Annotated in this window: 19 protein-coding genes; 8 read left to right on the top strand and 11 right to left on the bottom strand. The window is 63.5% G+C overall.

The genetic code is table 11. The annotated features are described in order from the left end of the window. Positions 1-47 precede the first annotated feature (47 nt). Positions 48-1655, top strand: a complete 1608-nt coding sequence (locus IF803_RS22565) for an alpha-amylase family glycosyl hydrolase (protein ID WP_461193510.1) — start codon at positions 48-50, stop codon at positions 1653-1655. Here IF803_RS22565 and IF803_RS22560 read toward each other — a convergent pair. The 3 genes from IF803_RS22560 to IF803_RS22550 all read right to left on the bottom strand — a co-directional run bounded on the left by IF803_RS22560 (position 1643) and on the right by IF803_RS22550 (position 3983). Continuing rightward, positions 1643-3343, bottom strand: coding sequence for an alpha-amylase family protein (locus tag IF803_RS22560; RefSeq protein ID WP_461193509.1), 1701 nt, complete (start codon positions 3341-3343; stop codon positions 1643-1645). The genes IF803_RS22565 and IF803_RS22560 overlap by 13 nt on opposite strands. Positions 3344-3461: 118 nt before the next feature. Next, the gene (locus tag IF803_RS22555) at positions 3462-3650 is read right to left on the bottom strand and encodes a hypothetical protein (protein WP_461193508.1); all 189 of its coding nucleotides are present in this window, start codon (positions 3648-3650) and stop codon (positions 3462-3464) included. A gap of 180 nt (positions 3651-3830) precedes the next feature. Then, complete coding sequence (locus tag IF803_RS22550; RefSeq protein ID WP_461193507.1) at positions 3831-3983, bottom strand: hypothetical protein; 153 nt, start codon at positions 3981-3983, stop codon at positions 3831-3833. 131 nt (positions 3984-4114) lie between these two features. On the opposite strand from IF803_RS22550, the gene IF803_RS22545 reads away from it, so the two are divergent. After that, a complete protein-coding gene (locus IF803_RS22545; protein ID WP_016845513.1) occupies positions 4115-4597 on the top strand; it encodes an MmcB family DNA repair protein in 483 nt (160 codons plus the stop codon). Positions 4598-4880: 283 nt separating this feature from the next. Here the strand turns inward: IF803_RS22545 and IF803_RS22540 are convergent, their stop codons facing one another. Together IF803_RS22540 and IF803_RS22535 are read right to left on the bottom strand one after the other, a co-directional pair. Then, on the bottom strand, positions 4881-5435 hold the full coding sequence (locus tag IF803_RS22540; RefSeq protein ID WP_016845514.1) for an ActR/PrrA/RegA family redox response regulator transcription factor: 555 nt from the start codon (positions 5433-5435) through the stop codon (positions 4881-4883). A gap of 134 nt (positions 5436-5569) precedes the next feature. After that, positions 5570-6889, bottom strand: a complete 1320-nt coding sequence (locus IF803_RS22535; protein ID WP_028341462.1) for an ActS/PrrB/RegB family redox-sensitive histidine kinase — start codon at positions 6887-6889, stop codon at positions 5570-5572. Between the two features lie 141 nt (positions 6890-7030). Here IF803_RS22535 and IF803_RS22530 point away from each other — a divergent pair, with 141 nt between their 5' ends. The 4 genes from IF803_RS22530 to IF803_RS22515 all read left to right on the top strand — a co-directional run bounded on the left by IF803_RS22530 (position 7031) and on the right by IF803_RS22515 (position 11153). Then, positions 7031-7837 (top strand): ABC transporter ATP-binding protein, encoded by an 807-nt coding sequence (locus IF803_RS22530; RefSeq protein WP_461193506.1) that lies wholly within the window; start codon positions 7031-7033, stop codon positions 7835-7837. Next, positions 7834-8658 (top strand): ABC transporter permease, encoded by an 825-nt coding sequence (locus IF803_RS22525; protein WP_028341464.1) that lies wholly within the window; start codon positions 7834-7836, stop codon positions 8656-8658. The genes IF803_RS22530 and IF803_RS22525 overlap by 4 nt, the downstream gene beginning before the upstream one ends. A gap of 128 nt (positions 8659-8786) precedes the next feature. Continuing rightward, entirely contained in the window at positions 8787-10115 is a 1329-nt protein-coding gene (locus tag IF803_RS22520) for a polyhydroxyalkanoate depolymerase (protein ID WP_028341465.1), read from the top strand. A 198-nt stretch (positions 10116-10313) separates the two neighbouring features. Then, positions 10314-11153, top strand: coding sequence for a M48 family metallopeptidase (locus IF803_RS22515; protein WP_028341466.1), 840 nt, complete (start codon positions 10314-10316; stop codon positions 11151-11153). A gap of 229 nt (positions 11154-11382) precedes the next feature. Here the strand turns inward: IF803_RS22515 and IF803_RS22510 are convergent, their stop codons facing one another. Then, positions 11383-13641, bottom strand: a complete 2259-nt coding sequence (locus IF803_RS22510) for a transglycosylase domain-containing protein (protein WP_028341467.1) — start codon at positions 13639-13641, stop codon at positions 11383-11385. Positions 13642-13781: 140 nt separating this feature from the next. On the opposite strand from IF803_RS22510, the gene IF803_RS22505 reads away from it, so the two are divergent. Then, a complete protein-coding gene (locus tag IF803_RS22505; RefSeq protein ID WP_461193505.1) occupies positions 13782-14207 on the top strand; it encodes a DUF1330 domain-containing protein in 426 nt (141 codons plus the stop codon). 202 nt (positions 14208-14409) lie between these two features. Here IF803_RS22505 and IF803_RS22500 read toward each other — a convergent pair whose 3' ends face one another. From IF803_RS22500 to IF803_RS22490, 3 genes are all read right to left on the bottom strand, one after another. Next, on the bottom strand, positions 14410-15636 hold the full coding sequence (locus tag IF803_RS22500; protein ID WP_028341469.1) for an ABC transporter substrate-binding protein: 1227 nt from the start codon (positions 15634-15636) through the stop codon (positions 14410-14412). 372 nt (positions 15637-16008) lie between these two features. Continuing rightward, entirely contained in the window at positions 16009-17229 is a 1221-nt protein-coding gene (locus tag IF803_RS22495; protein ID WP_028341470.1) for an ABC transporter substrate-binding protein, read from the bottom strand. Positions 17230-17432: 203 nt separating this feature from the next. Further along, a complete protein-coding gene (locus IF803_RS22490) occupies positions 17433-17795 on the bottom strand; it encodes a DUF1304 domain-containing protein (protein WP_461193504.1) in 363 nt (120 codons plus the stop codon). A gap of 184 nt (positions 17796-17979) precedes the next feature. Between IF803_RS22490 and IF803_RS22485 the strand changes: the two genes are divergently transcribed. Then, positions 17980-18504: a methylated-DNA--[protein]-cysteine S-methyltransferase gene (locus IF803_RS22485; RefSeq protein WP_461193503.1), complete on the top strand. Its 525-nt coding sequence runs from the start codon at positions 17980-17982 to the stop codon at positions 18502-18504. Positions 18505-18869: 365 nt separating this feature from the next. On the opposite strand, the gene IF803_RS22480 is transcribed toward IF803_RS22485, so the two are convergent. Both IF803_RS22480 and IF803_RS22475 read right to left on the bottom strand, forming a co-directional pair. Then, positions 18870-19178, bottom strand: a complete 309-nt coding sequence (locus IF803_RS22480; protein WP_155258553.1) for a hypothetical protein — start codon at positions 19176-19178, stop codon at positions 18870-18872. A 37-nt stretch (positions 19179-19215) separates the two neighbouring features. After that, on the bottom strand, positions 19216-19590 hold the full coding sequence (locus IF803_RS22475) for a response regulator transcription factor (protein WP_028341475.1): 375 nt from the start codon (positions 19588-19590) through the stop codon (positions 19216-19218). Positions 19591-19649: the final 59 nt, after the last annotated feature.

Genomic DNA, 19649 nt, shown 5'->3' with positions numbered 1-19649 from the left:
CCCGGGCGCGGGACGGCCTGGGCCGGGCTGCGAGCTTGGGGGACGGGATGGATCAGGACGACCGGGACTGGTGGCGACGCGGCATTTTCTATCAGGTCTATCCGCGCTCGTTCGGAGATAGCGACGGTGACGGCGTCGGCGATCTCAAGGGGATCATCACGCGCCTGCCCTATCTGACGCGGCTTGGTGTCGACGCGGTGTGGCTGTCGCCGATCTTCCCGTCGCCGATGGCCGATTTCGGCTACGATATCTCCGATTACACCGGCATCGATCCGTTGTTCGGGACGATGGAGGATTTCGACGCGCTGGTCGCGGCCGCGCACGATTCCGGCCTCAAGCTGATCCTCGATCTGGTGCCGAACCACACATCCGACCAGCATCCCTGGTTCACCGAGGCGAGGAGCTCGCGCGACAACCCCAAACGCGACTGGTACATCTGGCGCGATCCGGCGCCGGACGGCGGCCCGCCCAACAACTGGCTGTCCGAGTTCGGCGGCAGTGCCTGGGCGTATGACGAGGCCTCGGGCCAATACTATTATCACGCCTTCCTCGCGCAGCAGCCCGATCTCAACTGGCGCAATCGCGAGGTCAGGGACGCGATCTACGACGTGATGCGCTTCTGGCTGCGCAAGGGCGTCGACGGCTTTCGCGTCGACGTGATCTGGCACCTGATCAAGGATGCCGACTTCCGCGATAACCCGACGAACCCGCATTATCGCGCGGACCGGCCGCCGCACGAGAGGCTGCTGACGCAATATTCGACCGATCAGCTCGAGGTGCATACGGTCATCACCGAGATGCGCGGCGTCACCGAGGAATTCGACAACCGCGTGCTGATCGGCGAGATCTATCTGCCGCTGCACCGGCTGGTTGCCTATTACGGCAACGATTTGCGCGGCGCGCAGATGCCGTTCAACTTCGCGCTGCTGTCGACCTTGTGGAGCGCGCGAGCGGTCGAGATGATCATCGCCGATTACGAAAAGGCGCTGCCGCCGGGTGCGTGGCCGAACTGGGTGCTCGGCAATCACGACCGGCCGCGGGTGGCAAGCCGGGTGGGGCCGGCGCAGGCGCCGGTCGCCGCAATGTTGCTGCTGACGCTGCGCGGTACGCCCACGCTCTATTACGGCGACGAGATCGGCATGCGCCAGGTTGCGATTGCGCCGGATCAGGTGCGCGATCCCTTCGAGAAGAACGTGCCGGACATCGGCGTCGGCCGCGACGGCTGCCGCACGCCGATGCAATGGAGCGCCGAGCGCAATGCCGGCTTCTCGACGGCTCCGCCGTGGCTGCCGCTGGCGCAGGATTTTGCCAGCGACAATGTCGCAAGTCTCGAAGCGGAGAGGACGTCGATCCTCAACCTCTACAAGGCGCTGATCGCGCTGCGGCGAAGGCTGCCGCAGCTCGTCCATGGCAGCTATGAGCCGGTGGCGGCGCACGGTGATGTGCTGCTCTACCGGCGGCGCAGCACTGAGGGCGTCGCCGTGATCGCGCTAAACTTTGGCGCGGCCGCCGCGTCGGTCTCCTCAAGCGCGATCGGCTTCAGCAATGAGGTCCTGCTGTCGACCTTGATGGACCGGCAGGGCGAGAAGGTCGAAGGCGTGCTCGATCTGCGCGCCAATGAAGGCGTCATTCTCGGACCGCATCAGGACGATTGACGCCGTGTGCGGGGCTCGTTGGTATCGATATCGCTGCGCTTGAGCAGATAGTCGAGCCCACCGACCCGGTACCAGCGATAGCCATAGGCCTCGATCAGAAGCTTGTGGCGACCGGCATCGTCGGCGCGGCTGTGGTCCTCGGTCAGGAGATTGACGAGGAGATTGCCGGCGTCGTCGGGCAGCCCGACGTTGAAAGATATCTCGAGCGGCTTTTCCGCGAAATTGTGCACGAACAGCACCGAGTTGTTACGCCAGTCGTACCGGATGATCAGGATGGCGGGATTTCGGGTTGCGATGACCTTGAAATCTCCCCAGCCGACCTCGGGGACTTCCTTGCGCATGCGGACGATGCGCTCGGTCCAGTTCAGCATCGAATTGGGGTCGCGCCGTTGCTTGGCCGCGTTGACGTGCTCATAGCCATACGGTCCATTGTCGATGATGGGCACACATGGCCGATCGCTTTCGGTGAAGCCGGCGTGCGGCTCGGTCGACCATTGCATCGGCGTGCGCGTGCAACCGCGCTCGGGCAGGTCGAGATTGTCACCCATGCCGAGCTCATCGCCGTAGCGGATCACGGGCGTGCCGGGAAGCGTGCACATCACGCTGTAAGCGAGCTCGATGCGTCGGCGGTCGCCGCCCAGCATGGGCGCAAGCCGTCGCCGGATGCCGCGGTCGTAGAGCTGCATGCTCTTGTCGGCACCGAATGCCTCGAACACGGTCTCGCGCTGCGGCTTGGAGAGGCGGCCGAGGTCGAGTTCATCATGATTGCGCAGGAACAACCCCCATTGTGCGGTCGCGGGCCGTGGCTTGGTCGCCGTGAGGGCCTTCGCCAACGGCTTCGTATCGGCGGACGCCAGCGCGTAGAACAGATGTTGATTGACGTGGAAGTTGAACATCATGTGCATTCGGTCGCCGTCACGCCCGAAATATTCCATGTCGGTCTCGGGCAATACGTTGGCTTCGGCGAGGATGATCGCGTTGCCCTGGCGCCATTGCAGGAATTCCCGAAACGATCGCAGCATGTCGTACTGCTCGACCGGCTTGCGCCTCGAGGCGCCCTTGGTCGCGATCACGAACGGCACGGCGTCCATGCGGAAGCCCGAGACGCCGAGCTGGATCCAGAACCCCATGATCTTGAGGATCTCGGCCTGCACATGCGGGTTCGATGTGTTGAGGTCCGGCTGGAAATCGTAGAAGCGATGAAAGTACCAGGCACCGGCTTGCTTGTCGCGCGTCCAGGTCGATTTCTGAACGCCGGGAAATACCATGCCGGTATTGGCATTGGCGGGCTTCTTGTCCGACCAGACATACCAGTCGCGGTACGGCGAATCCTTCGAGCTGCGCGCTGATCGAAACCAGGCGTGCTGATCCGAGGTGTGATTGACGACGAGATCGATGATGACGCGGATGCCGCGCTGCTGGCAGCCATGGGTGAATTCGACGAAATCGCCCAGTGTGCCGTAGCGCGGATCGACGTCGTAATAATCCGAGATGTCGTAGCCGTCGTCCCTGTTGGGCGAAGGCTGAAACGGCATCAGCCAGATCGCGGTGATGCCGAGCCCGTGCAAATAGTCGAGGCGCCGCAGCAGGCCGCTGAAATCACCGATGCCATCGCCGTTGGCATCCATGTAGGTGCCAACCGACAGGCAGTAGATCACTCCGTTCTTGTACCAGAGGTCGTCGATCACCAGGCAATCCTCTCCGGTCCACCCGTGGCGGCGGCCGGGAGGATAAGCGGTGAGGCGGCGACGGGTTCCTGCGGAGCGCCGTCCCGCAAGGAGCCGGACGACGCTTCGCGCCGAGTGGCTACCGCTTGATCTGCGCCTTCAGCGTGTCCTCAACCACGCGATCGAACGATGACGTCTTCGGCGCGCTCTTGCGGTGCTCGGCGACGTATTGGTCGCGCTTGGCGATCAGCGCAGCGAGCTTCTCGTTCAGCGCCTTGCGCTGGGTGATCTGCTTGTCGATCTCGGCGCTGCGTGCTTCCGGCTTCATGGCGCGGAGATTGTCTGGCAGATCCTCGTCCCTGACTTTGCCACATCGTTGCGGCCGGCCGCGACGTCGGCGACCAGGTCACCGTCGCCGGTGACCGCCTCCGATGAAGCTTGCCATCTCGGACGCACGGGCCGGCGAAGCCGCGGCGACGCTCGCCAGCTGCTGGGTCTTGGATTCCGTTCACTCCTGCAGTGCGCGCGGACCGTAGGGGATCACGGTGCCGTTGATCTGGCGCTGCAGGATGATGATGTCCTCGTCGAACGGCGTCTCGATGGTGACGATCTGGCCGCGTCCCTCGGAACCAGGTTCTGTCGGCTTCGAGGCTGGAATCAAGGCGCCTTCCTCGCGAATCTGCGGCCGATTCCGGCGCTGCCGCGCTCTATCGGTTGGAGCATGATCTTCGCCGAAAACCGGCTTTTACTTTTCCGGATCATGCTCTCGCGGAATCGGCTAATCTTCGCGCAATGGACTCATCCGCCCGCCAGATCGCGCTTGTGCCCGCGCCCGACCGACGCCAGTCGGAGACTGCGCTTGCGATCGCGCGCGGCACGGCGAGGCTTCTGAGATCGCTGGGATTTTCGTGCATCAGCGAATTGCCGCTGCCGTCCGGCCGAAGAGCCGATCTGGTCGCGCTGAACGAGCGCGGCGAGATCTGGATCGTCGAGATCAAGTCATCGGTCGAGGATCTGCGCGCCGACCAGAAATGGCAGGACTACCGGATGCATTGCGACCGGCTGTTCTTCGCCTTCACGCAGGATCTGCCGTGCGAGATCTTTCCCGTCGACACCGGTTTGATCATCGCCGACGCCTATGGCGCGCATCTGCACTGCGAGGCGCCGGAGCATCGCCTGCCGGCGGCAACCCGCAAGGCGATGACGGTGCGCTTTGCCATGGCGGCGGCGCAGCGGATCAACCGCCTGGTCGATCCGCAGGGGCACGAGTTTTAGGACAGGTGCGGTTGTGATCGGTCATCCTGCGGAGCCGTGAAGCGGCGGCTCGAAGGATGCACGGCCCGGCTGGTGGCCGTCGATCCTTCGAGGCTCGCTCCGCTCGCGCCTCAGGATGACGGTGTGGAATCAAGTAGCCCGGATGGAGCGCAGCGCAATCCGGGTGAGTCTTGCCGCGGACTGCGCTGCCCCGGATCTCGCTTGCGCTCCATCCGGGCAACGGGAGGTAGAACGGAAATGGCCGGGCAATAACCCGGCCATAGCAAACCAATATGAATCCTGCTTAGCGCGGTGCGCGCTTGGCGAGGATGCGCTGCAAGGTGCGGCGGTGCATGTTGAGACGGCGCGCGGTCTCCGAGACGTTGCGGTTGCACATCTCGTAGATGCGCTGGATGTGCTCCCAGCGCACGCGGTCCGCCGACATCGGATTGGCCGGCAGCTCGGACTTCTCGGTGCCGGTCGCGAGCAGCGCGGCGACGACGTCATCGGCGTCGGCGGGCTTCGAGAGATAATCGACGGCGCCCATCTTCACCGCGGTGACGGCGGTGGCGATGTTACCGTAGCCGGTCAGCACGATCGCGCGCGCCTCGGGGCGCTTGCGCTTCAGCGCCGAAACGACGTCGAGGCCGTTGCCGTCGCCGAGCCGGAGGTCGACGACCGCGAAAGCGGGCGCGGCGCGGCCGATCTCGGCGAGACCATCAGACACCGTGTCGCATGACTTCACTGCGAAGCCGCGCGTCTCCATCGCGCGCGACAGGCGTTCCAGGAACGGCTTGTCGTCCTCAACAATGAGGAGCGAGCGGTCAGCATGGTCATTCAATTCAGTGATGGCGTTCACGGTCCATTTTTCCCTGTGGCAGACACCAACAATATGGGGTCCTACCGTGGCGCTGCCAAGGCAGCCGAAAGTCGCGTGCTCGTCTGGAAAGAGCAATGCATCCGTAATGCCAGAGTTGCGATTAAGAATCGTTCTTAGGATTCGGTTTCGTCGCCCGGCGCGGATTCCTCAAAGCTCTCTCGCGGCCAGACGATCTGCACCACGGCGCCGTGATCGGGGAAGGTGCGATTGGTAAACGACACTTTGGCGCCGGTGCGTTCCAGCAGCGTCCTTGCGATGAAAACGCCCAGACCGAGGCCCCCACGTGGGTTTTGGGCCTCATCCGCACCCCGGCGGCGTGACAGATACGGCTCGCCGATCCGCTTCAGCATGTCGGGCGCGATGCCCGGACCGTCGTCGGAGACGACGACCTCAACGGTCTCGGCGTTCCACCATGCGTTCACCTCGACGGTCTGGTGCGCGAAATCGACCGCATTTTCGAGAATGTTTCCGACGCCATAGAGGATCGCCGGATTGCGCGCGGCGACCGGTTCAGGGGTTGCTGCGACAGCAAGCCGCACCTTGATGTTGATGCCGAAATCGCGATGCGGCGCCACCGCCTCCTCGATCAAGGTCGACAGCTTCATGGTGTCGAACGGCGCGCCGCTCGATGACAATTGCGCGATCTTGCTCAGGATGTCGCGGCAGCGCTGCGCCTGCTCGCGCAGGGTCTTCAGGTCGCCGGCGATCGCCGGGTCATGCACCGTCTTCTCGAGCTCGCGCGAGATCAGGAAGATCGTCGACAGCGGCGTGCCGAGCTCATGCGCGGCGGCGGCGGCGAGGCCGTCGAGCTGGGTCAGATGCTGCTCGCGCGTCAGCACCAGCTCGGTCGCGGCGAGCGCATCGGAGAGCTGGCGCGCTTCCTCGGTCACCTGGAATGCGTAAAGACTGGTGACACCGATCGCGAGCAGGATCGAAAGCCAGACACCGATCAGATAGATCGGCGGCAGCACCAAGGGATCGTCGGCGTCCCAGGGCAGCGGCAGATGGTAGAAGAACAGTGCCGAAGCGCAGGCGACCGCAAGGCAGCCGAGCGCGATCGTCAGCCGGATCGGCAGCACGGTGGCCGAGATCAGGACCGGTGCCAGGAACAGGAACGAGAACGGGTTCTGCAATCCGCCGGTGAAGTACAAGAGCCCGCCGAGCTCGACGATGTTGAAGGCGAGCAGCGCGGCGGCATAGGCCGGCTCCAGCCGCTGCATCGGGTTGAAGGCGATCTGCAGCGCCAGATTGAGCAGCGCCGAGAACGTCACGATGGTGACGCATGGGACGATCGGAACGTCGAATTCCAGTCCCTGCGCCACGATGAAGATGGCGACGAGCTGGCCGAGCGCGGCGAGCCAGCGCAGCCGCAGGATCGTATCCAGGCGGACGTAGCGGCGGGGTTGGCGGAAATCGGAAGCGACGTCGGTCATCCCGGGACCTTAGCTGTGCCGTGGGCGGCGCACAAATTCGCGACTTAGCGCAACGATGCAGGGCAAGCCTTTAATTACCGCCAAGCCTTTAACTACCGCCGAGCCTTGCGCTTATTGTCGCAATGGCTCAATGACGGCCATATGCAGCAGATCGGGACAGGTCAGGCGCAAACGCCGGCGGTCGATCAGGGCGGATCGGCCGCGATCGACGTCGCGCATCTGGTCAAGGTCTACAAGACCACCCGCGCGGTCGACGATATCTCGTTCCGCATCGCGCGCGGCAGCATCACCGGCCTGCTCGGCGGCAACGGTGCCGGCAAGACCACGACGATCGCGATGATCATGGGCCTGGTGCTGCCGACCTCGGGCAGCGTCGAGGTGCTCGGTGCACGAATCCCCGAGCAGCGCTACGATGTGCTCGGCCGGATGAATTTCGAAAGCCCCTATGTCGACATGCCGATGCGGCTCACGGTGCGGCAGAACCTGACCATTTTCGGCCGCCTCTATGCCGTGCAGAATTTGCGCGAGCGGATCGACCAGCTCGCCGACGATCTCGATCTCAAGGAATTCCTCGACCGCTCCAACGGCAAGCTCTCCGCCGGGCAGAAGACCCGCGTCGCGCTGGCGAAGGCGCTGATCAACGAGCCGGACCTCTTGCTGCTCGACGAGCCGACCGCCTCGCTCGACCCGGATACCGCCGACTGGGTGCGGCAGCATCTCGAGACCTATCGCAAGACCCATAACGCGACCATCCTGCTGGCGTCACACAACATGCTGGAGGTCGAGCGCCTCTGCGACCGCGTCATCATCATGAAGCGCGGCAAGATCGAGGATGACGACAGCCCCGAGCGGATCATGGCGCGCTACAACCGCGACACGCTGGAAGAGGTGTTTCTCGACGTGGCGCGCGGCCGGGTGCGGGAGGGCGCGCCAGAGGGCACACCATGAGCGAACTCGTCAGCCAGCACCAGCACACCATTTCACTGCAACGCATCAACGCGATGGTGCTGCGCTATTGGTATCTCTTGATGTCGTCATGGCCGCGGCTGCTGGAGCTGGTCTACTGGCCAGCATTGCAGATCATCACCTGGGGCTTCCTGCAGAATTACATCTCGCAGGCATCCGGCTTCTTCGCCAAGGCGGGCGGCACGCTGATCGGCGCCGTGATCCTGTGGGACATCCTGTTCCGAGGGCAGCTCGGCTTCTCGATCTCGTTCCTGGAGGAGATGTGGGCGCGCAATCTCGGCAACCTGATGATGAGCCCACTGAAGCCGATCGAATTCCTGCTCTCGCTGATGATCATGAGCCTGATCCGGCTCGCCATCGGCGTGATCCCGATGACGCTGCTGGCGCTGTTCTTTTTCGGCTTCAACTTCTACGCCATCGGGCTGCCGCTGATCGCGTTCTTCTGCAATCTGATCTTCACGAGCTGGTCGGTCGGCGTGTTCGCCTCGGGCCTCGTGCTGCGCAACGGGCTAGGGGCGGAAAGCATCGTCTGGACGTTGATGTTCGCCGTGATGCCGCTCGCCTGCATCTACTATCCGGTCGAGGTGCTGCCGGGCTGGCTGCAAGCTGTTGCCTGGACGCTGCCGCCGACTTACGTGTTCGAAGGCATGCGCTCGCTGTTGATCGATCACGTCTTCCGCGCCGACCTGATGGCGTGGGCGCTGGCCATCAACGCCATCCTGTTCGCTGCCTCTTTTGCGATCTTCCTTGCCCTTTTGCAGAGCGCCAAGCGCAACGGCTCGCTGCTCGCCGGTGGTGAATAAATGTCACTTTCTCGTGGATTCTCGGTGTATTAGCCCGATATCGCCCCCAGATTCGGCTCGCGGCGCATTGACGCATTGTTACGCATTGGTCAGTATGCTGCGGCGCAAAACAGGGGTCTGAAAATACTATGCCCATCGGTGAATTTGGCGGTGCCCCGCCACTAGCGGCGGAAGGCAGCCCGGCACTCACGACGCCGTTGTACTGGATGTACGAGATGGCGCATGCGTCGCTCAACCCGGTGCGCGCGGTGACCGACGCCACCAAGATCCTGTTTCAGAATCCGCTCAATCCGTGGACCCACACCGAGTTCGGCAAGTCGATCGCCGCCGGCTGTGAGCTGTTCGAGCGCACCACACGCCGCTACGGCAAGCCCGAATGGAACCTGCCGACGACCGAGGTCAACGGCATCCGCACCCCGGTGGAGGTCCGTTCGATCTGGGAAAAGCCGTTCTGCCGCCTGCTGCATTTCGATCGCAAGCTGACGCGGCCGTTGCGTTCGCCGCAGCCGCGCGTGCTGATCGTGGCGCCGATGTCGGGCCACTATGCGACGCTGCTGCGTGGCACGGTCGAAGCGTTCCTGCCGACGCATGAGGTTTACATCACCGATTGGGCCGATGCGCGCATGGTGCCGCTCGCGGCCGGCCGGTTCGATCTCGAGGACTATGTCGACTACCTGATCGAGATGCTGCACGCGCTCGGCGGCAACATGCACGTCATCGCGGTGTGCCAGCCTTCGGTGCCTGTCGTGGCGGCTGTTTCGGTGATGGAAGCCAATAACGACCCGTTCGTGCCGCTGTCGATGACGCTGATGGGCGGGCCGATCGACACCAGGCGCAATCCGACCGCGGTCAACAACCTCGCGGAAGAGCGCGGCATCGAGTGGTTCCGCAACAATGTCATCACCAAGGTGCCGTTCCCGCATCCGGGCGTGATGCGTGATGTCTATCCGGGCTTCCTGCAGCTCAACGGCTTCATCAGCATGAACCTCGACCGGCACATGGACGCGCACAAGGCGCTGTTCGCCAATCTGGTCAAGGGCGACGGCGATCTCGTCGACAAGCACCGCGAATTCTATGACGAGTATCTCGCGGTGATGGACCTCACCGCCGAATATTACCTGCAGACCGTCGATCTCGTCTTCGTCAAGCACGCGCTGCCGAAGGGCGAGATGACCCATCGCGGCAAGCCGGTCGATCCGTCGAAGATCCGCCGGGTCGCGCTGATGACGGTCGAAGGCGAGAAGGACGACATCTCCGGCCTCGGTCAAACCGAGGCGACGCACGCGCTCTGCACCGCGATTCCGAACCATCGCCGCGTGCATTACGTGCAGAAGGGCGTCGGGCACTACGGCGTGTTCAACGGCTCGCGCTTCCGCTCCGAAATCGTGCCGCGAATCTCCGATTTCATGGTTTCGGCGGCCAATACGCGGCTTTCCCTGGTCGCCGCCGCCGAATAGGTATCGCCCCGGTCTCGATTTTCGCGGTCGCGCAAGTCGCTGATTTAACTAAAAGAATCTCAAATCGGGCAAGGCTCAAGGGATGAATATAATTTCATCCTTTGAGCCTTGTTCGCGACTCCGATTCATTAGAAAAATTCCGGTTCCGACCCCTGCCGGTAGAGGTCAATTAACGGCCAGCCCCTGTATATTGGGCAAATGATTTGTTTTTGCGCCGAGCGCTTTCCCTGGCGGCGGATATGGCAAAGTTCGGGCGAACTCCTGCTCCCCGGACTCTCAGAAATGGCTACTCGCGCGCTCCTCTATCGGCGGCCTGCCGAACCCGCGACCGTATTGGTCAGACACGGCTCCCAGTTCTTCACCGTCAGATTGCGCCGGCACAGGCGCGCGCGCCGCTACACGCTCAGGATACATCCGACCGATCGCGAGGCGATCCTGACGATGCCGCCGCGCGGCACGATTCCCGAAGCCAAGGAGTTCGCCAATCTCCATGGCGGCTGGATTGCCGCCCGTCTTGGCCGCTTGCCGAAGGCCGCGCCGTTCCAGCCCGGCACCGTGGTGCCGTTGCGCGGCGTGCCGCATCGCCTAGTGCACCGCTCGGGCGAGCGCGGCACGGTTTGGACCGAGACGCGCGACAGCGGCGAGAAGATCATTTGCGTCGCCGGCGGCGTCGAGCACATGGATCGCCGGGTGCACGACTTCCTCAAGCGCGAGGCGCGCAAGGATCTGCAGAAGTCGGCACAGCTTCACGCCGCGGAACTCGGTGTGCGGGTACGCCGGATCTCGATCCGCGATCAGTCGAGCCGCTGGGGCTCGTGCACCTCGGCGGGTTCGCTGTCGTTCTCATGGCGGCTGATCCTGGCGCCGCCCTTCGTGCTCGATTACCTCGCCGCGCATGAGGTCGCCCATCTCGTCGAGATGAACCACTCGGCGCGGTTCTGGCGGGTGGTCGACAAGGTCTGCGCGTCGGTGACCCGCGCCAAGAACTGGCTCGATACCTACGGCAACGACCTGCACCGCTACGGGATTCAGGAATAGGGGAACTCTTAGCCCGAACGTTGCTGTCATCGCCCGCGAAAGCGGGCGATCCAGTATTCCAGAGACAGTTGCATTTCAGCGGATAAACCGCGGCGTACTGGATCCCCGTGCGTAGCCCGGATGGAGCGAAGCGCAATCCGGGGCGGCTCTCAACACGGCGCGACCTGTCCCCGGATTTCGCTCCGCTTCATCCGGGCTACGAAGCTACGCGGTTCGTCCGCCCGGCGCCTTACCGAAACAACCGATCCGCCAGCCAGCCGTCCAGTCCGGCCGCAGCCTCGGGCCGCGCGTTCGGGTTGGGTGGTGCCGAGGCGCGGGCCGGGGTCGGCGGGGGCGCGCGATAATAGCCGCCACCGGATGGTGCCGGCACTGGCGGCTGCGGTGCCTGCATCGGCGGCTGAATCTGCATCGGTCCCGCCGGCGCAGACGGCGCGGTGACCTGCGACGAGATCTGCATCAGGTTCGCCGGCCCCCAACTGCCTTGCGAGTTCGGGATCGCCGCGACCGGCACGCCCTGATGCGCCGCCTTCATGAAGCGGGTCCACACTTCGACCGGCAAGCCGCCGCCGGTCGCCTTCTTGGTCGGTGAATTGTCGTCATTGCCGAGCCAGACGCCGGTGACGAGCTTGGCGGTGTAGCCGATGAACCAGGCGTCGCGATAATCCTGGCTGGTGCCGGTCTTGCCGGCGGCGGTCCAGCCCGGGATCTCCGCCTTGCGCGCGGTGCCCGAGATCAGCGTCTCGCGCATCATGCTGTTCATCATCGAATCATAGCGCGGCTCGATCACCTGGTTGGGCGGATCGGTCGGACGGTCATAGAGCAGCTTGCCCGAACTGGTCTTGATTTTGGTCACCACATGCGGCGACACCACGTAGCCGCCATTGGCGAACGGCGCATAGGCGCCGACCAGCTCGATCACGGAGACTTCGGAGGTGCCGAGCGCAATCGAGACGTTGGGCTCAAGCTTGGAGGAGATGCCGAGCCGGTGCGCGGTACGCACCACATTCTTGGCACCGACCTCGACGCCGAGCCGCACCGCGACCGTGTTCAGCGACATCGCCAGCGCCTGGGTCAATGTCACCGAGCCGAAATATTCGTGGGTGTAGTTCTCTGGCTTCCAGCCCTTGATGTCGAGCGGCGCGTCGGTGCGGATGGTGTCCGGCGTCAGCCCTGCTTCGACCGCGGTGAGATAGACGAACGGCTTGAACGCCGAGCCAGGCTGCCGCTTCGCGGTGACTGCGCGATTGTACTGGCTCTCGGAGTAGTTCCGGCCGCCGACCATGGCGCGCACCGCGCCGTCCGGCGTCATCGCCACCAGCGCGCCCTGGCTGACATTGAACTTCACGCTCTTGGCGGCGAGCTCATCGATGATGGCGGCTTCGGCGACGTTCTGCAGCTTCGGATCGATCGTGGTCTGCACCACGATGTCCTGGTCGATCTGGCCGACCAGATCGTCGAGCACTTCGCCGATCCAGTCGGCGACATAGTTCACGGTGCCGGCGCCGGCCGGCTTCACCGCAATCGAGGGCTGGCCGATCGAGGCCTTGGCCTGCGCCTCGGTGATGAACTTGGCGTCGGCCATCGCCGCGAGCACGACCTGCGCGCGCTGCTCGGCGCCTTCCGGGTTGCGGTTTGGCGCCAGCCGCGACGGCGACTTGACGAGCCCGGCCAGCATCGCGGCTTCCGGCAGCGTGACGTTCTTCGCCGACTTGCCGAAATAGCGCTGGGCCGCGGCCTCGACGCCATAGGCGCCGGACCCGAAATAGACCCGGTTGAGATAGAGCTCGAGGATCTCGTTCTTGGAATGCTTGCGCTCCAGCCAGAGCGCGAGCTCGGCCTCCTGCAGCTTGCGCTGCATGGTGCGCTCCTGGGTCAGGAACAGGTTCTTGGCGAGCTGCTGGGTCAGCGTCGAGCCGCCCTGCGAGACGCCGCGATGCAGGATGTTGGTCACCGCCGCGCGCAGGATGCCGACCGGGTCGACGCCAAAATGCGAATAGAAGCGGCGGTCCTCGATCGCGATGAAGGCCTTCGGCAGATAGGGCGGCAGATCCTTCAACGCGATGTTGGCGCCGGCCATTTCGCCGCGTTGCGCCAGCACGCTGCCGTCGATGCCGACGATCTGGATCGTCGGCGGACGCTTGGGAATCTCCAGCGACTGGATCGGCGGCAGATGCGCGCCGACCCACACCACGACACCGATCACCGCAATGCCGGCCCACAGGCCGAGCACCGCGGTCCAATAGAACAGGCGGCCGATGCCGAAGCCGCGCGACTTGCTGCGCCGCTTGCTGCTGCTGCGTGACGGGCGCGGTTTCTCGCTACCGGAATCGCTGCTCTTGTCGCTGCTCTTGGGTTTGGATTTGGCGGGCTTGTCGTCGTCGCCGCCGGGAATGCGATCGGACGGCGACAGTCGGAGGTCGGCAAGCGCGGCCGGAAGCCCGAACAGCGGCTCCTTGCGCGCACCGCCTTTTTTACGTCCCCACGCCATCCGCAACGCTCACACCCTGACAAGGACGCACGCTAGCGTTCCCGGTTTAAGGGGCGGTTACGCAAAGCTTAACGGGGGATTAGGAGGTGAGGCAGCGCGTTGCTATATGACGCTGGAACAAAGAAAACAGGGAGCACCGCATGGGCCATATCGATCCGACCAAGGACGTCTTCGCGCAATTCCGGGACAACATCCGGCCGGGCCCGATCCACATGCTCAACCTGGTGCGCTTGCGCGAATGGGCCGCCTATCCCGACGGTCGCAAGGCCACCGGCGCGGAGGCCTATGCGGCCTACGGCCGCGAGAGCGGGCCGGTGTTCGAACGTCTCGGCGGCCGCATCGTCTGGCAAGGCCGCTTCGAGCTGATGCTGATCGGTCCGCAGGAGGAGCGCTGGGATCACTGCTTCATCGCGGAATATCCGAGCGTCGCCGCCTTCGTCGAGATGATCCGCGATCCCGTTTATCGCGAGGCCGTGAAACACCGCCAGGCGGGCGTAGAGGATTCGCGCCTGATCCGGCATGCGGTGCTGCCGGTCGGCAAGAATTTCGGCGAGATACCGGAGTGAGAGCAGGAAGCGAGATTTCTATCCCGTCATCCTGAGGAGCGCGTAGCGCGTCTCGAAGGATGCACGGCCCCGCTAGTGGCCGTCGACCCTTCGAGACGCCGCTTCGCGGCTCCTCAGGGTGACGGGGATAGATGGCGGCGCTCATCGCAAAAACAAATCGGCGGCCGGGAGGCCGCCGATCGCATTCAAGCCTGCGCGAACACTAACCCGCCGGGCCGGCGTCCTCGAGGATGGGGCCGAACAGCTCCCAGCGCTCGCCGTTAAAGCGCATCATCTGCAGCTGCTTGTTGACGCGATAGTCGTTCGGCGCGGTGTTGCCCTTGATGCCGGGCAGCGCCATGTCGAGCTCGACATTCTTCAGGTTGGTCGCCTGCTTCAGCACGTTGTCGCGGGTCAGGTCGTCGCCGCACTGCTTCAGCACATGCACCATCAGCTGGGCGGTCGAGTAGCCATAGGTGTTGAAGTTCGAGTTCTTGTCGCCGTCGGGATAGTACTTGGCCATGAAGTCGAAATAGCGCTTCATGCCCGGATCGTCCTTCCACTGCGGATCGGCCGGATCCTTGCCGTAATTGGTGCTGATCAGGCCCTTGGAGGCTTCCAGGCCCGCCGGCTGCAGCACGGCGCCGACCGAGGTCGCGTTGATGTCGACGATGTGGATCGGGTGCCAGCCGAGCTCGGCGATCTTCTTGATCGCCTGCGCCGCCTGCTTCGGCGTCGAGGCCGAGAAGAACAGGTCGGCGCCGGCATCCTTGATCTTGATCACCTGGGAATCGATGGTCGGGTCGGAGACCTCGTAGGAGGCTTCGGCCACGATCATCTTGGCGGCCTTGTCGCCGAGGCCGGCCTTGATGCCGTTCAGATAATCCTTTCCGAGGTCGTCGTTCTGATAGAGCACGCCGATCTTGGCGTTGGGATGCTCCTTCAGGATGTACTGGCCGTAGATGCGGCCTTCGACGAAGTAGTTCGGGTTGAAGCCGAGCGTCCAGGGGAAGTTCTTCGGGTCGGTGAACTTCGAGGCGCCGGTGGCGGCAAACAGCTGCGGCACCTTCTTGCCGTTGAGATATTTCTGCACGGCGGCGTTCGACGGCGTGCCGACGATCTGGAAGGTCAAGAGCACCTCGTCGCTCTCGACGAGCTTGCGCACCTGCTCGACGGCCTTGGGCGGCGAATAGGCGTCGTCATACTGGATCAGGTTGATCTTGCGGCCGTTGATGCCGCCCTGATCGTTGATCATCTTGAAATAGGCCGCCTGGGTCTTGCCGATCGAGGCATAGGCGGAGGCCGGTCCGGAGAAGGGGACGGTCTGGCCGATCTTGATCTCGGTGTCGCTTGCGCCGGGATCGTATTTCTTCTGCGCAAAGGCCGGACTTGCGGACAGCGCAATCGCGAGCGCCGTTCCCGTGACCAGGTGGAAAATCCCGTTCCTCATGATGCTGTTTCCCTCACGTGACTGATGGTTGGCCGATGATCTTGTCCGCGGGTTCAAGGTCCCGCGGTCGCCATCGCTGGGCCGGGATACTGGAGGAACCGTTATTGCAACGCAAGACGAGCGCTGCCGAAAGGGTGAGCGATTTCAGTCAACCAAAGTAGGGGGCGGTGCGAAAAGAAGGGTGGAGCGGGCAGTGCCGAGCTCCGCTTCACCTCGCCCCGCCTGCGGGGAGAGGTCGCATCGCATCGAAGATGCGATGCGGGTGAGGGGAGGCTCCGCGGGCGCAGCTACTGGAGCGGTGCACGGAAGCAGCCCCTCACCCCAACCCTCTCCCCGTAAGAACGGGGAGAGGGAGTGGAGTCCCGTCGCGACCTAGCCCGCCGGTCCGGTGTCCTCGATGATCGGGCCGAACAGCTCCCAGCGCTCGCCGTTGAACTTCATCATCTGCATCTGCTTGTTGATGCGGTAGTCGTTCGGTCCCGTCGTGATCGACATGCCCGGCAGCGCGAGGCTCGGCACGAACTTCTTCAGGCTGGTCACCTGCTTCATCAGGTTCTCGCGGGTGAGGTCGTCGCCGCACTGCTTGAGCACCTGGATCAGGAGTTCGGCCGTCGAGTAGCCGTAGGTGTTGACGGTGTTGAGCTTGTCGCCTTCCGGATAATACTTGTCCATGAAGGCGAAATAGGCCTTCACGCCGGGATCGTCCTTCCATTGCGGGTCGGCGGGATCCTTGCCGTAATTGGTCGAGATGATGCCCTTGGAGATGTCGAGACCGGCCGGCTTCAGCGTCGCCGACACCGGGCTCGCATTGATGTCGAGGATGTGCACCGGGTTCCAGTTGAGATCGGCGATCTTGCGGATCGCCTGTGCGGCGAATTTCGGTGTCGAGGCGTCATACACCAAATCGACCCCGGCGGCCTTCAGCTTCACGATCTGGGAATCGACCGTCGGGTCGGTCAGCTCGTAGGACACCTCGGTGACGATCATGCTCGCGGCCTTGTCGCCGAGCCCGCTCTTCAGGCCGGTGATGTAGTCGCGGCCGAGATCGTCGTTCTGGTAGAAGATGCCGATCTTGGCGTTCGGGTGATTGGCCAGGATGTATTTGGCATAGATGCGTCCCTCCGACTGGTAGTTCGGGTTGAACGCGATCGTCCACGGCGCATTCTGCGGATCGGAGAAGCGCGACGCGCCGGTGGAGGCGAGCAGCTGCGGTACCTTCCTGGCATTCAGGTATTTCTGCACGGCGGCATTCGACGGCGTGCCGATGATCTGGAACGTGAACAGCACCTCGTCGCCCTCGACGAGCTTGCGCACCTGCTCGACCGCCTTCGGCGGCGAATAGGCATCGTCATACTGGATCAGGTTGAGCTTGCGGCCGTTGATGCCGCCCTGCTCGTTGATCATCTTGATATAGGCGGCCTGGGTCTTGCCGATGCCGGCATAGGCGGATGCAGGGCCTGAGAACGGCACGGTTTGGCCGATCTTGATCTCGGTGTCGGTCGCGCCGACGTCGTATTTCTTCTGCGCGGTGGCCGATGTAACCGACAACGCGATCGCAAGCGCCGTCGCAGCGAGCAATTGCACGCTTCTCATGTCCGTGACCTCCCTGTTGCCGGTGATCTTGTCCGCAAGCGACGGCCGGCGGATGTCACCGTTGTCAGGGATGATGGAGGAACGTCGGGGGCATTGCAAGACGATGCACCCTGCGCGCGATGTCGCGTTTGAGCATGATCCGGAAAAGCGTGAGCGGTTTTCCGAGCGGATCATGCTCAAGAAAACAAAAGCGCGCCCGCGCTTTAGGCCAGCCAGAGCTGGATCAGTGCCAACGCAGCGGGAGCCGCCTGCACATAAAGAATGCGGCGGCTGACAGTGGCGGCGCCATAGGCACCGGCGACGATCACGCAGAGCAGGAAGAATGTCTTGATCTGGAACGCGAAGGCCGGATTGCCATGTATGAGGCCCCAGATCAGTCCGGCGGCGAGGAAGCCGTTATACAGCCCCTGATTGGCGGCGAGCACCGCAGAATCGTTTGCCTTCTCGATCGAGTTGCGAAACGTCTTCAGCCCGAGCGGCTTGGTCCAGAGAAACATCTCGAGCACAAGGAAATAGACGTGCAGCATGGCCACCACCGCGACCAGAACATTGGCAAGCAACAGCATATTGCGGTCCCCCAGAGCTTCGGTTCTGATTGAATCAGAATCGAAGCTCAAGATTCTTGTTTTGACGCGTTTTCTTCACGCGAACCGGTGTCCACTTCGCCCAAAAACGCTCTCACCGGAATTCGGGTGGACGCTAGCATGCGGGCGGTGAATTGTATGCCGAGCAACTCCGAGAGCGATGACGATGGCCGACCGCAAGACTGCACAGACCTTCAACCTCGACCGCCTCAAGACCCCGATCGGCACGGCGCTGCTGGTGACCGATGATGACGGCGTGCTGCGCGCGCTCGACTGGGACGACTATGAAGGGCGCATGCTCGACCTGCTGCGGCTGCATTATGGCGCCGTGACGCTGCGGGACGGCCGCGCGCCGGCTGCGATGCGCAAGGCGCTCGGCGATTACTTCAAGGGCGATCTCGATCGGCTCACCGATGTCGAATGGCGCGTCGCGGGCACGCCGTTCCAGCAGAAGGTCTGGCACGCGCTGCCGAAGATTGCGCCGGGCACCACCATGAGCTACGGCGCGCTGGCGGCGAAACTGAACGCGCCGAACGCGATGCGCGCGGTTGGCCATGCCAACGGCTCCAACCCGATCAGCGTCGTCGTGCCCTGCCACCGCCTGATCGGCGCCAACGGCTCGCTGGTCAAATATGGCGGCGGGCTGGAGCGCAAGCGCTGGCTGCTGCGTCACGAGGGCGTGGAGGTGTAGCGGCCCACTTCAGCCGCCGGTGCGGCGATCAATCGAGATCTTCGCGGGGCATGTTGCGCAGATCGCGCACGATATAGAGGAAGACAACGAACGAGGGCACCCACGCGAGGATCGCTCCTGCCAGCATCGCATCGACCGTCGTCATGGAGATTCCCTCAGGCGCTGTTGGCACTCGCCGTCAGATCGGCTTTTCGATGGGGCGCCGGTTCTGGGGAAGGGATACAGCCACTTCCAATAGGCCTTGTTGCGCTCCAGCTGCCGCTTGTGGACGTCGCGGCACTTCGTCGAGCAAAATTGCTCAAAATACCAGCTATGCCGGATCAGCCCGAAAGGCCGTTTGCATCCCGGATTTCCGCAACGGGCTGTCATGACACCGCCTCCGCATTCGAACGCGTGAACCAGCGGATGAAATTCTCCTGACCTTTGTAAAGGCACAGGCGTCCGCAATAGCGTTCACCCGCCGGATTTCGCAAACAGATGATCTTGGGCTCTTCGCTGTCACACTGGGCGCAGCGCGGTTCCGCACGCATGGCGACCTCCCTCCGAGGAATTGCCATCTGCCAATCAAAATGTCTGGTGCTGTCCTTGCCGTCGATCTTCCCGAAGGACGACGATGCGAACTCTCGCGCCGCCGCCATCCATGCGCAACTTGTCCAGATGTTTTGTGGCATCATCCTTGCGTATAGCCGGCCCGGTGATGGCTGATTCAACTCACGCACCCGGCGCTGTGCTGTGCTGCGCGAGGGCGGTATCGAGGCATTTGATCAGGACGTCCCCGTCACAGGGCTTGCTCAGAAAGCAGATCGCTCCAGCCTTCAGCGCCCGGATGCGATCGCTTTCGACGGAGAACGCCGTGACGAAAATGAACGGAAAGCGGCGTCCGCTGGCAATCAGGTGGCTCTGCAGGTCGAGTCCACTCATGGCCGGCATCCTGACATCCGCGATCACGCAGGATGTGTCGTTCAGGCGAGGCGAGTGCAGAAATTCCTCGGCCGACGCGTAGGTCTCGACCGCGTAGCCCAGCGACCTGACGAGGTTGTCGGTCGCGGTGCGAACCGACATGTCATCGTCGATGATTGATATCACTGGCGGATTTGGCAAGGAGGTTTTCCCGGCCCGGAGGGGCCCCTGGTGGTGCGATCTTG

This window comes from Bradyrhizobium sp. UFLA06-06 (genome assembly GCF_054820065.1).
Note: the sequence above shows the minus strand (reverse complement) of the source record. Positions and strands in the feature narration are given on the sequence as shown.

What these genes read in the sequence shown, in the direction of transcription:
- IF803_RS22480 (WP_155258553.1), bottom strand. Translation starts at nt 19,178, where the DNA reads ATGATGCCACAAAACATCTGGACAAGTTGCGCATGGATGGCGGCGGCG.
- IF803_RS22525 (WP_028341464.1), top strand. Translation starts at nt 7,834, where the DNA reads ATGAGCGAACTCGTCAGCCAGCACCAGCACACCATTTCACTGCAACGC.
- IF803_RS22515 (WP_028341466.1), top strand. Translation starts at nt 10,314, where the DNA reads ATGATTTGTTTTTGCGCCGAGCGCTTTCCCTGGCGGCGGATATGGCAA.
- IF803_RS22555 (WP_461193508.1), bottom strand. Translation starts at nt 3,650, where the DNA reads ATGAAGCCGGAAGCACGCAGCGCCGAGATCGACAAGCAGATCACCCAG.
- IF803_RS22535 (WP_028341462.1), bottom strand. Translation starts at nt 6,889, where the DNA reads ATGACCGACGTCGCTTCCGATTTCCGCCAACCCCGCCGCTACGTCCGC.
- IF803_RS22520 (WP_028341465.1), top strand. Translation starts at nt 8,787, where the DNA reads ATGCCCATCGGTGAATTTGGCGGTGCCCCGCCACTAGCGGCGGAAGGC.
- IF803_RS22530 (WP_461193506.1), top strand. Translation starts at nt 7,031, where the DNA reads ATGCAGCAGATCGGGACAGGTCAGGCGCAAACGCCGGCGGTCGATCAG.
- IF803_RS22485 (WP_461193503.1), top strand. Translation starts at nt 17,980, where the DNA reads ATGGCCGACCGCAAGACTGCACAGACCTTCAACCTCGACCGCCTCAAG.
- IF803_RS22500 (WP_028341469.1), bottom strand. Translation starts at nt 15,636, where the DNA reads ATGAGGAACGGGATTTTCCACCTGGTCACGGGAACGGCGCTCGCGATT.
- IF803_RS22510 (WP_028341467.1), bottom strand. Translation starts at nt 13,641, where the DNA reads ATGGCGTGGGGACGTAAAAAAGGCGGTGCGCGCAAGGAGCCGCTGTTC.
- IF803_RS22495 (WP_028341470.1), bottom strand. Translation starts at nt 17,229, where the DNA reads ATGAGAAGCGTGCAATTGCTCGCTGCGACGGCGCTTGCGATCGCGTTG.
- IF803_RS22565 (WP_461193510.1), top strand. Translation starts at nt 48, where the DNA reads ATGGATCAGGACGACCGGGACTGGTGGCGACGCGGCATTTTCTATCAG.
- IF803_RS22505 (WP_461193505.1), top strand. Translation starts at nt 13,782, where the DNA reads ATGGGCCATATCGATCCGACCAAGGACGTCTTCGCGCAATTCCGGGAC.
- IF803_RS22490 (WP_461193504.1), bottom strand. Translation starts at nt 17,795, where the DNA reads ATGCTGTTGCTTGCCAATGTTCTGGTCGCGGTGGTGGCCATGCTGCAC.
- IF803_RS22545 (WP_016845513.1), top strand. Translation starts at nt 4,115, where the DNA reads ATGGACTCATCCGCCCGCCAGATCGCGCTTGTGCCCGCGCCCGACCGA.